The sequence below is a fragment of the Phaeobacter sp. JH20_08 genome, from assembly GCF_048056635.1.
GTDB lineage: Bacteria > Pseudomonadota > Alphaproteobacteria > Rhodobacterales > Rhodobacteraceae > Phaeobacter > Phaeobacter bryozoorum.
The window spans coordinates 1-11,120 of sequence record NZ_JAYMVV010000020.1 but is presented as its reverse complement, the minus strand read 5'-3'; the positions used below and the strand labels follow the sequence as shown (position 1 = coordinate 11,120).

Genomic DNA, 11,120 nt, shown 5'->3' with positions numbered 1-11,120 from the left:
GGGGTCATTCAGGCAAATCAAGCTAATGGCAGTTTTGTCTGCACTGCCGTCACTCGCGCTCCGGCTGAATACTGCTTGCGGGTGGCTCGGCGGATGTCTTTGACGACTTTCTCACCGTGGCTCTTACGTGTTCCGGGTTTCTGTCTCATCTCCACTCCTTGGTGGTTACGATGTGCCAGAAACCCTCTCTTATCAAATCGACCTAAACTGTCCCATTGGCGCTGACGTTAGACAGTGAGAACAGAAGACCAACGTCCCGTCGATCAAGGCGTCTCGACCGCGATCCGCCACATTCGGTAGCGACCCTGCCGTGTCACCTCGTGGATCAGGCCTTGCCCTTCCATCCAGGCCAAGTTCCGTTGAACGGCCGCGCGACTTGCGCCGGTCAGGGCCTCCGCCATCGGGGCTGACACCAAGGGCCATTCTGTCATTACAGAACGAAGAGCGGCCGGTGTGCGACCGGAACGCCGAGCCATCGTGGCGTCCGCCCGGGAACCCCATGCTTCGATGTCGTCCAGATGGCGCATCGCCGTGACAATCGCGTTTCTCATCCCCTCCAGCCAGCCGGACAATCGCTCAAAGGCCAAGCCGGAGGCCCGCAGTCCCCCTGCCCCGCCCATGGCCAGCGGCGCGAAGATGGCACCGCGCCCCTCGCTAGCCGCGATTCTGGACGCGGTGACGGCGGCTTCTATCTGGTCGCCGTGCTGTCCGAGGCCGGCCAGGCTCCAGAGATGAAAGCCCATGCAAGCCCGCGTGATTGGGTGGAGCTCGGCTGCTGCGGCCATTACGTCCAGCCATCCGCCCGCGCGATCTTCGAAACGCTCAGCGCTGTCTTCAATGTTCTCGGGATCGCGGCGATCCAGGAAGGCGGCCAAATCAGCCTTTGGTCCGGGACCGCCTGTCAGGCGCCGAACAGCCCATCCAACTCTTGCAAGGGCATTTGGGTCATCCTGTGCGCCCGAGAGCCGCATCGATATCCAGAGCGCCAGACGATCAGAACTCACCCGATCCCCTGCGAACCAGCTGAGGTTCGCTGCCTCGATCAAAGCGAGACGATGCCGCCAGCCTTCCGGGCCGCGCAGCAGCCGGTCATCCAGAGCACCCAGACGTCCAGAGACCCGTGCCAGTCGCGCAGCGTGAACGCTTTCTGCCTTTGCCCAGTCTTCGATGACAGCAGTGTCGGGCGGTTCCGCACGTGGCCCAGGAGGCAAATCATCCGGTTCTTCCTCGAGTGGTCCCGGCAGAAACCAGAGATCCTCTTCGTGAGCTTCTTCATCCTCCTCGATGGTGATGAGGGGGTTATCGAAATCATCAGTCAAAGCGGGTGCTTGGGGCTTCATATGTGCAAAATACTGATCTTTTGCACATTACCCAAGTGATTTTGTGACGGTTGCCTTCGCTCTTATTATAGTATGCGCGCGCGACTGCCGGTGAAACCCCTCAGATCGCGCTCAGCTCAAGGAAACCAAGGGTTTTTTGGACGAGCACGAAGAGAGAGCACCTGCTTGCATTCGTTTACAAACGGTCGTTTATTAGCGATACATTAAATTGCAAACGGTCTGTTTTCATGCCCTTGATAGGCTACGCCCGCGTTTCCACTGAGGATCAGACCCCCCTGCCCCAGTCTGAGGCCCTGAAATCCGCAGGCTGCGCCGAGATCCATGAAGAACACGCCTCAGGCGGCAATCGTGCGCGGCCGGTGCTTGCGCGCGTGCTAGAGCGCATCAGCGAGGGCGACACGCTGGTTGTCGTTCGGATCGACCGGCTTGCGCGGTCCCTGTCGCACCTTCTCGAGGTGATCGAGCGGCTGGAGGCCAAGGGTGCGTTCTTCCGCTCGCTGCAGGACCCGATCGACACCGCCTCCCCCCAAGGCAAGTTCACTTTGCAGGTTCTTGGCGCCGCGGCCGAGCTCGAACGCGCTCTGATCCGCGAGCGTACCAAAGCCGGACTTGCCTCGGCACGCTCAAAGGGCCGCGTCGGCGGCAACCCAGGTCTTCGCGCCAAGGACCCTGAAGCGCTGCGCAAGGTGCGGTTGGCACGACAGGACGGCTACATGGAGCGCTTGCACGAGACAGCGCAGGATTGGGTGCCCCATGTACGCCGCCTGCGGCCGGATATGGCCTGGGAAGACGTGCTGCGTATCATCAATGCTCCCCTGCCCCACGACCGCCACTGGACCCAAAGCCGTTTGCTCCGCGCCGTGAAGGCATACGTTGGGGACGGATTCCTGCCCGCTGAAGTGCTTGGACGCGCTGGACGTCGCGAAACCGACGATCGCCTGCCTGCGATTGTCGCCGCAATCAAAGGTGCTGACCCCGAGATCACCTTGCAGGCAATCTGCGACCGACTCGAATCCATGCGTGAGCGCACCCCTCGCGGTCGAACCAGCTGGCAGCCTTCCTCAGTCAGAATGCTGCTGGAGCGTGCAGAGCGCCTCGACCTTTTGTAGGCGCTAATGGTCGGCAAACCACCCTGTTCGCTCGGCCCAAATCTTCCAGAATCATCGCCTCAATTGGACGAAAACCACGTAAATATCCAACAATGCCTTGGGGTTAGTTCGCGCGAGCAGAAAATATCTCGAAGGGTGTCGGCTTCGCCAGACACGGTCTTTATCGTTGGTAATCAATGCGTTATCTAGCGTAAGCCCTGCGCGACCAAATTGGTGCTGTGGATAACTTTTCCACTACATCTAGATTCTTCTTGCCGGACTCAGATGTTCGTGGCATCTCCATTCTGACGGCAAAACGCGTCAGACGTGGCTTCGACCGTCAGAACGACAACGAGCCTTAGCAAAGGCCATGAGAGGCGGCAGAACATGGATGATCGAAATACGGGCTACGCGCAAGGCATAGGCTCTTCCGACATCGGAGCATTTGCAGACAGTCTTGCTGAGTCGCTTGACCGGCAGATGAAAGTTGCGTTCGAGCCAGAAGAACGCAAGTCCTTGCGCCGCTTCAGCTCGACCGAGGTCGCCGAGTTGCTGCGCGTTAGTACGTCGAACCTGCGCAACCGCCACAAAGATGGCAGCTTCCCAGAAGTTCACACTGACGGTCGCGGTCATAGGTTCTACACGGCCGAAGAAGTTGACGACCTCCGCAACATTTTGGCGCGGACAGGCAAAAATGCTGACGCGTACAGACCTGGCCGCCGAGACGGTGACCGTCTTCAGGTCATTTCGGTCGTGAATTTCAAAGGCGGCAGCTCGAAGACAACAGCGACGATCCATTTGGCACACAGGTATGCCCTGCGTGGCTACCGCGTGCTTGTGCTGGACCTCGACCCGCAGGCCAGTTTGACGACATTTTTCGGCTTCCGGCCTGAGCTCGAATTCGCCGAAGGCGGCACAATCTACGACGCATTGAGATACGATGATCAGGTTCCGCTCTCGGAGGTCATCCAGAAAACATACTTCCACAAGCTCGACATGGTCCCGGCTGGCTTGATGTTGTCCGAGTACGAAACCGAGACAGCGAATGCCCTTGCGCGCAGGGTTCAGCCGATTTTTGCAGAGCGTCTTGCTCTGGCGCTAGAGGAAGTCGACTCAGACTATGACATCGTGCTGATCGATTGCCCTCCGCAGTTGGGCTTCCTGACATTGACAGCATTGGCAGCGTCCACGGGCTTACTTGTGACGGTCGTCCCCGGCATGCTCGACATCGCTTCGATGAGCCAGTTCCTCAAACTCGCTTCGGAAACGGTCAAAGCCGTCGAAGAGGCGATTGGACGACATGTCACTTGGGACTTCGTAAAGTTCCTGATCACACGCTACGAGCCGTCGGACGGACCACAAACGCAAATGGCCGGGTACCTACGTTCAATCCTTGCGGGCCAAGTCATGACTGAACCGATGCTGAAGTCGACAGCCATTTCTGACGCCGGCATGACTCAGCAAACCATCTATGAGGTAGACCCGAGCCAGCTCATTCGGAAGACCATTGATCGGGCTTTGACCAGCGTGAACAGCGTTGCCGATGAGTTGGAGCAGACAATCCAAATGGCATGGGGGCGTCGCTGATGGCTCGAAATATCTTCAACCAGCCACCGAAAGACGAGAAAGAGTCGGCAGCCCCCTCCCCTGCCCCGGTCAAATCCTCGAAGCTACCTGGCTCGGTTGGCGGATTGCGGGACTCTCTCCGGGAAATCACTGCCAACTCAATCCGAGATATCGAACCCGACCGGATCGATATGGATGGCCTCCGGGATCGCCTGATCCTGGAAGATAGTAGCATTGAAGATCTCGCCGAAAGCATTCGCAAGCATGGTCAGCAAGTGCCGATCATGGTTCGCCCCTCTGACCAACCGGATCGATACCGCATCATCTACGGGCGTCGCAGACTTGCAGCCATTCGAAGAGTTGGTGGAACCGTCAAAGCGATCGTTCGAACGCTCGATGATGATGCTTCTCTGATCGCGCAAGGTCAGGAAAACAACCTGCGGCTGGATCCGTCATTCATTGAAAAATCTCTTTTTATCAAAGAGATGCAGGAGGCCGGTTACAAGCCTGGCGTCATTCAGGACGCCCTAGGCCTCACCCGGCAAGGTGTGTCGAACCATCGTGTAGTCATCGAGCAGCTGCCTGACGAACTTGTCCGGCTTATCGGCCCGGCTCATGGCGTAGGTCGACGCCAATGGGGTGATCTTGCTGCACTTTCAGAGAAGGTTCCGCTTGTCGACATTGCGCGTGAGACACTTGCCTCTCTGCCTAACACCACTCCAAGCTCGGACAAGTTTCAAGCCGTCTATGTTGCTTGCTCCAGCAAGGCGCGTGGCGCAGCCGACCAAAGCGCCCGTGGCCAAACGACCGTGGTAAAGGACAATAGTGGTAGCCCTGTCGGCACACTTTCAGTCGATGGCAAGTCGATCGCTATCAAGATCACCCGCAAGGACAACCCGGAATTCGGCCAATGGCTTGAAGAGCGCGCGGAAACCACGCTGCGACAGCTTTTTGAACAATGGCAGAATGAGAGAGGCTCGGGGAGCTGATCCCCGGTCATAACCAAAAACACGAGCAGAGGAGAAAGGCGAAGACCAAAAAGAAAAGAGCCCCCCAAGGTTTCCCCCGGAGAGCCCTCATCATCTGATTAGCACCTGTGATGTAGCAATCTCCGACATACCGGTCAAGAGTCACCGATTCGGTGGACGTCTTTTTGTTGCCTTTTCTCGCCAAGAACAGCGGGAAGAGCCGGGGAAGTTGTGGGCCACAACGGTCGTCGTTCAACAAACATGGCATTCACAAAGCTTTCCGTTCAGACCTTTGGCGTCGGCAAGGGCACCCCCGCCACGTCAACACCTGAAGCCGACATCTGGGCAGTCTTCCGCGCGCTCAGAGATACTCGCAGCCTGTTCGGTCTCCGTCCAGGACATGTTCAAACGCTCCAAGCGATGCTGAGCTTTCTCAAGCCTGGGCATGGAGACACAGTCTTCGCTTCCAACGACGAGATCTGCCGTCGAGTTGGCGGGATCGATGAACGAACCCTCCGTAGGCACATCGATCGCTTTGTTGAACTCGGTTTCATGAAGCGCCACGACAGCCCAAATCGCAAGAGATACCGAGTGAAGTCCTCCGAAGGTCAGTCCATTAGCTATGGGTTGTCGCTGGCTCCGTTGCTCGCGCGTGCCGGCGAACTACTTGCGACAGCCCAAGGGATGGAAAACGCTCGTCGGGATCGCGTGTTTTTGCGAAAGCAAATCCTAACCAAACTTGCTCAGATCGACGAAGCTGACCCCGAGAACGAACTCACTCATCAGGTACGCCGAGTTCTTCGGAGGAAGCTCTCGATCGCGGAGTATCGTACTTTGCTCGGCGAACTGGAGGCTCAATGCAAACAGATGTCCACCGCGGTGGACGCACCAGAAACAATGAAACTGCCCGCCAATGACGGGCAAACTGTCCGCCACCATTCTAAGTCTAAAAAAGAACAAAAAGATTTAGAAAGCGGGACCAACAGCCAAACACCTCCCCTGCAAACGCTCACAACAGTTTGTGACCAGGCTACATCGTTCGCAACGAACTCACTTAGGAACTGGCACGATGTCGAAAGCCACGCGAGAACGCTCGCTCCAATGATGGGAATCCACGAAAGCACCTTCGAAAAGGCTGCTAAGAAGATAGGCTCTCAAAAAGCCTCATGCGCCATCTTCATAATTCTCCAGATGAGCAATCGCATCCGAGACTTTGGAGCGTATTTCCACAGCATCACGCTCGGTCGCAGAGAAACTGACTTCAACCCATCACTGTTGTTGGAGAGGCTTTCTCGTTCTGGGGCAGCAACTGCGTGATGTCCACCGCGGTGGACATGTCGAGAGGTAGAGATGGGCTGTGAAAGGGGTGACGGGAAGTGAGATCGGGAGAGTGGCTTCCGGCGCCCGTCGTGGAGAAGATCTGATGGCGAAATCTGCCCAGAAAGTCACCCTGTCCCCGTCCCGGGACATTCCCTTCGACCAGCTCGTGCTGAGCCAGTCCAACGTCCGGCGCATCAAGGCCGACATCTCGGTCGGGGAACTGGCCGAAGACATCGCCCGCCGCGGGTTGCTGCAGAGCCTGAGCGTTCGGCCCGTTCTGGCGGATGACGGGTCCGAGACCGGCAAGTTCGAAATCCCCGCTGGCGGCCGGCGCTTCCAAGCACTCTCGCTCCTGGTGAAGCAGAAACGCCTGGCCAAGACCACGACCATTCCCTGCATCGTTCGGGATGCCAATTCTGCGATCCTCGCCGAAGACGACTCGCTCGCTGAGAACATGCAGCGTGCAGCACTGCACCCGCTTGATCAGTTCCGCGCCTTCGTTGCGCTTCGGGAGAAGGGTCAGGGCGATGAAGAGATCGCGGCCGCTTTCTTCGTCACGCCGCAGGTGGTCAAACAGCGTCTGAAACTCGCCGCCGTGGCCCCTGCCCTGCTTGAGCTCTATGCCGAGGATGAAATGACGCTGGAGCAGCTGATGGCCTTCACGGTCAATCCGGATCATGAGCGCCAGGTTCAGGTCTGGGATGCGATCAAGTCGTCCTGGAACAAGGAGCCTTATCAGATCAGACGCATGCTGACCGAAACCTCGGTGCGGGCCTCCGATCGTCGTGCCGTCTTTGTCGGCGCCGATGCCTATGAGGCTGCTGGCGGCACCATGTTGCACGACCTCTTCCAGGGCGATGACGGCGGCTGGCTGGAAGACCCGGCCCTGCTCGATCGCCTGGTCAGCGAGAAGCTTCAGGCTGAAGCCGAGGCCATCGCCACCGAAGGTTGGAAATGGATCGAGGTTTCGCTCGACCTGCCCTATGGCTACAGCCACGGATTGCGGCGGCTGAGCGGAGATCCAGCGCCGATGACAGATGACGAAGGCGCGGCCCATGCCAAGCTGCTTGCCGAGTACCGGGCGCTCGAGGAGGAATACGAGGGCCAGGATGAATTCCCCGAAGAGATCGACGCACGTCTTGGCGAGTTGGAAGTCGCGATGGAGAAGCTGGAGGTTCGACCGCTGATCTTCGATGCGGAGGAGATCGGACGGGCAGGGGCTTTCGTCACGCTTGATCGCTATGGCGAGCTTGCCGTCTATCGGGGCTTTGTCCGGCTCGAGGATGAGCCACGGGCAGACGTCGACGTCCACAGCGGTGAACAGGCGGAAGACGGGCAGGGCGCTGAGCTTTCAACTGGGCGCAATGTGGATGGTATCGTCCATGGCACGGTGATCACCTCTGCTGGCCAGGCGCTTGGCGCGAACGTGCCTGACGACGAGGACGATGGTGCACTGAAGCCCTTGCCCGAGCGGCTGATCATGGAGCTGACGGCGCACCGGACATTGGCACTGCGCGAAGCTGTCGGTCGCTCCCCTGACGTCGCGTTGACGCTGCTGCTCCTGAAGCTCGTCAATGATACCTTTCGGACGTCCAGTTCGGCCGGCAGCTGCCTCGAGGCTTCGGTGCGTCACGTCTACATGTCGGCGCAGGCGAGCGATCTAAAGGACAGCGTGGTGGCCAAGCTGGTGGACGATCGCCACGCGGAATGGGAGGCCGACTTGCCGCTCGGCGATGATGCCGTTCTGTGGGATTACCTGGCCTCTCTTGATCAAGGGAGCCGGTTGTCCGTGCTCGCGCATTGCCTCAGCTTCGGGATCAACGCGCTCCATGAGAAGGTGAACCCTTATGGTGCCGGTATCTCCGCCAGCGGTTTGACCAAGCGGATGACCCAGTCCGACTTGGTCGCAGAGGCGGTCGATCTTGACATGATCGAGGCGGGGTGGGAGCCGACGGTCGATACCTATCTGAACCGTGTGCCCAAGGCACGGATCCTCGAGGCTGTGCGTGAGGCGAAAGGGGAGGGGACGGCGCAACTCCTCGATCACCTGAAGAAGGGCGAGATGGCAACCGAAGCCGAGCGTCTGCTGAAAGGCAGCGGCTGGTTGCCGGAGGTTCTTCGCCGTCACGATCTGGCAGCACTCGACGACGCGGAAGGGCGGGGGGCGCCTGAGCCCGTTTCCGACGCCGGCCAGACCGAGGATGTCGACCTTCCCGCCTTCCTCACCGCTGACCTGCCGGGTGATGATGCATCGATGATGGCTGCGGAGTGATCCGCGCCATCCGAGGGCGGGTTTCCCCGCCCTCAATCAGATAAAAGGCAACAATATCAATATGATGAATGCAAAATGACGCATTCAGGATGAGGAATCATGTCTGCAACCACCATTCTCGACACCGCGCCCCTGGGCGCGCTCATTCGCTACACCGACAACAGTCCGAAACCGCCTGCGCGGTTCACGAAGAAACTCGCGGCCTGGGAGCGCTCGAACGGCGTTGGCCGTCTCGTCAAGAAGGAGCTGCCACGACCCTATCCGACCTGGACGGCGCCGGCGTCGTTCACGCTTCACGAGGGGAACTTCTCCTCGGACGGGGTCATACTCGTGACGATCATGCGGACCCATTCGGCGGATAGCGCCTTGACCTTCGAGGTCGCTGAGGAACCACAGCCCGGGCAGGTGCGTGTCCTTTTGGATTTCGGCGGTTGCACGGAGCTGCTCCACCTGGCCGAATCTGTCACGGCTGCCGAACTCTGGATCGCCAGAGAAGGCTATCGCAACGCGCGACTCGAAATTGTCGGCAGCGAGGACGGGGATAGGGCAGGGGACGCGGAACTTGCCGCCTGAGCCTACGTAGAACCCAAGGGGCCCGCCAAAGTGCGGGCCTCTCACCCATCACGACCCTGTCCCGCGAGATCGCGGGGCACCAAAGGATCCAATTCAACACAGAAGGAGGTCTTCTACCAAATGTCTGCCCGGGAGGCTGGCAGCGATAGCATCAGCGGAACATACGGCTCCAGTCAGCGGTCGCACCATCCCCCGCTCGCCATTCCCTTCCTTGCCCCGAATCCTGTCTTCGAGATCAACCCGCGAGGGGTCGGACTACGGGCGAACCCGTGCCGCCGGGTGGATTCGGACGAGCCGAACGCACCCAGTGATGTCAGCCAGTCTTCGGGCCTGCGGGGTCCTGTCGCGCGGGGGATGGTCCTCCGCCTCCAAGACAGGAGCCAAACAAATGTCCCGCAAAGATGCTCACGCCTTCGCCGCTTCCCTCGCCGCCACGCTCATGGTCTCGATCGTCGTCTTCCAAGCAGGTGATGGAACCTATGGCGCCGTCCCCGCAGATGAAATCGACGGAGACGAGGTACAGGTGGTGGGTGAGATCGACCCGTGGGCGTGAAGCCCACGGGGTCGAAGACGGCTCGGGCTCGGAGCAAAGCTCCGATCCGGGCCTTTCGCCTGTCCACCGTTCCGGCCGACCGGCAGGCTGAGCCGACGATGGTCGGCATGCCTTTGCATTAAGAAAACAAGCTCGAGCTTCAGCCAATCTGGCTTTGCCCAGACATCAGCGGTCAATTGCAGTGCAATGAAGGCCGCTTGAACATCGTCAGGGTTCGTCGGAAACTGCGTTTTATTTGGTTCAGGTCACGTCGCATGCTCTACAAATCATTGATTTCCTTATACGGTTCATCGCTGGCGGGCAAATCGGCTCCTGCTGACGACCTTGTTTGGCACTTTGCGCCGTCCGAGGATCTGAGGCTCTTTCGCGAGTATGCGCTCGATGCCCTGCAGCAAGCGAAAGTGTACCTGCTCGACCATATGGCTGCAGGCTATGCCGATACGCTTCATGACGCAGTCGCCAAGCAGGCTTCGGAAACCGGTCTTCCCGCAATGGCCATTCTGGGTGAGGTAAAGCTCCCCGCCGACGTTGTTTGGGTCGAATTTGACGATCGAGAGCTGGGTGTCGCGCGCTTTGAACGGGCTTCACCAGTAACGAGACATGACGACAAACCCATAGGCACTGGTCTACGCGGCTATCTCATCGATGATCGAAACAATGTCCACTTGCGCATCACGATGTTCCATCGCCGCGACAATTCGCGGGTCGTCGATCCAATCTGCGCTTTGCTCGTGAAGCGAACTCCGACAGGCGAGTTGAACTACGACAACGTCGAAGTCGAATTGAGCCGTTCCATGGTCGATTTTCGTGTGCGGAGCGGTGATACGAAGGAAATGATCAACGGTCGGCGCACGGTGCACCAAGTTGAAACAGGTTACGATCTTTTAATCCCCTACGCGCTCTTTGCGATGCTGGTTTCCCCGGACTTGGGTGGCATCATTCCCACGGAAAACGAGACGTTCACAGCCAAGGATGCAAAGACCGCTCGAAAGTTCGGGAAGTCCTGGATTCTAGGCGCGCAGAAATCCCATCTTACAATCCGCATTGGTCCGCAGGCCGCGGCTCACATGCAGGAGCGGCAGGCTCGCCTTGAGTTTGAGCGTAAGGTCCAGGACGGGCGAAGCGGCCCTGTTCGCCATTGGGTGAGCGAACATGAGCGTCGCTATCGCAGCGGTAAGGTTGTGTTGGTGAAGGGGCACCACAGAGGGCAATTGCCTGCGCCTAATCTGCCAACGCGTGTGATGGGGCCAAAACCCGAGGCAACGATTTTCGAGTTGGACGCAGTTGATCCGTCAAACCCAGACTGAACCCGGAGTTTTCCATGCAGCCATGTCGTCCGCCGTCAATCTATCGCCGCCACATCGACCAACAGCCGTAGTTTTCGGCCGTGACCGGACCAGGTCGGCGCCAAAAGCTCAGGGTGCCGGAAACCCGACGATA

General features: G+C 58.9%; 9 protein-coding genes. 8 read left to right on the top strand and 1 reads right to left on the bottom strand.

All coding sequences use genetic code 11. The annotated features are described in order from the left end of the window. Positions 1–263: 263 nt before the first annotated feature. Positions 264–1,340: a hypothetical protein gene (locus tag VWY75_RS18450; RefSeq protein ID WP_416538611.1), complete on the bottom strand. Its 1,077-nt coding sequence runs from the start codon at positions 1,338–1,340 to the stop codon at positions 264–266. Positions 1,341–1,567: 227 nt separating this feature from the next. Between VWY75_RS18450 and VWY75_RS18445 the strand changes: the two genes are divergently transcribed. From VWY75_RS18445 to VWY75_RS18410, 8 genes are all read left to right on the top strand, one after another. After that, entirely contained in the window at positions 1,568–2,449 is an 882-nt protein-coding gene (locus VWY75_RS18445; RefSeq protein ID WP_416538610.1) for a recombinase family protein, read from the top strand. Between the two features lie 366 nt (positions 2,450–2,815). Then, entirely contained in the window at positions 2,816–4,015 is a 1,200-nt protein-coding gene (repA, locus tag VWY75_RS18440) for a plasmid partitioning protein RepA (protein ID WP_028288490.1), read from the top strand. Then, on the top strand, positions 4,015–4,983 hold the full coding sequence (gene repB / locus VWY75_RS18435) for a plasmid partitioning protein RepB (protein WP_416538609.1): 969 nt from the start codon (positions 4,015–4,017) through the stop codon (positions 4,981–4,983). Before repA ends, repB begins: the two co-directional genes overlap by 1 nt. Before the next feature lie 240 nt (positions 4,984–5,223). Continuing rightward, positions 5,224–6,279: a plasmid replication protein RepC gene (repC, locus tag VWY75_RS18430; RefSeq protein WP_416538608.1), complete on the top strand. Its 1,056-nt coding sequence runs from the start codon at positions 5,224–5,226 to the stop codon at positions 6,277–6,279. 106 nt (positions 6,280–6,385) lie between these two features. Then, a complete protein-coding gene (locus VWY75_RS18425) occupies positions 6,386–8,554 on the top strand; it encodes a ParB/RepB/Spo0J family partition protein (RefSeq protein ID WP_416538607.1) in 2,169 nt (722 codons plus the stop codon). Between the two features lie 99 nt (positions 8,555–8,653). Then, positions 8,654–9,127: a hypothetical protein gene (locus VWY75_RS18420; protein WP_416538606.1), complete on the top strand. Its 474-nt coding sequence runs from the start codon at positions 8,654–8,656 to the stop codon at positions 9,125–9,127. 388 nt (positions 9,128–9,515) lie between these two features. After that, the gene (locus tag VWY75_RS18415; RefSeq protein ID WP_010138195.1) at positions 9,516–9,680 is read left to right on the top strand and encodes a hypothetical protein; all 165 of its coding nucleotides are present in this window, start codon (positions 9,516–9,518) and stop codon (positions 9,678–9,680) included. Between the two features lie 254 nt (positions 9,681–9,934). After that, positions 9,935–10,987: a hypothetical protein gene (locus VWY75_RS18410; RefSeq protein ID WP_416538605.1), complete on the top strand. Its 1,053-nt coding sequence runs from the start codon at positions 9,935–9,937 to the stop codon at positions 10,985–10,987. The last annotated feature ends 133 nt before the right edge of the window (positions 10,988–11,120 follow it).

Bases quoted from the DNA above. Each gene is read 5' to 3' on its own strand.
- VWY75_RS18450 (WP_416538611.1), bottom strand. From the start codon at position 1,340: ATGAAGCCCCAAGCACCCGCTTTGACTGATGATTTCGATAACCCCCTC.
- VWY75_RS18445 (WP_416538610.1), top strand. From the start codon at position 1,568: ATGCCCTTGATAGGCTACGCCCGCGTTTCCACTGAGGATCAGACCCCC.
- repA (WP_028288490.1), top strand. From the start codon at position 2,816: ATGGATGATCGAAATACGGGCTACGCGCAAGGCATAGGCTCTTCCGAC.
- repB (WP_416538609.1), top strand. From the start codon at position 4,015: ATGGCTCGAAATATCTTCAACCAGCCACCGAAAGACGAGAAAGAGTCG.
- repC (WP_416538608.1), top strand. From the start codon at position 5,224: ATGGCATTCACAAAGCTTTCCGTTCAGACCTTTGGCGTCGGCAAGGGC.
- VWY75_RS18425 (WP_416538607.1), top strand. From the start codon at position 6,386: ATGGCGAAATCTGCCCAGAAAGTCACCCTGTCCCCGTCCCGGGACATT.
- VWY75_RS18420 (WP_416538606.1), top strand. From the start codon at position 8,654: ATGTCTGCAACCACCATTCTCGACACCGCGCCCCTGGGCGCGCTCATT.
- VWY75_RS18415 (WP_010138195.1), top strand. From the start codon at position 9,516: ATGTCCCGCAAAGATGCTCACGCCTTCGCCGCTTCCCTCGCCGCCACG.
- VWY75_RS18410 (WP_416538605.1), top strand. From the start codon at position 9,935: ATGCTCTACAAATCATTGATTTCCTTATACGGTTCATCGCTGGCGGGC.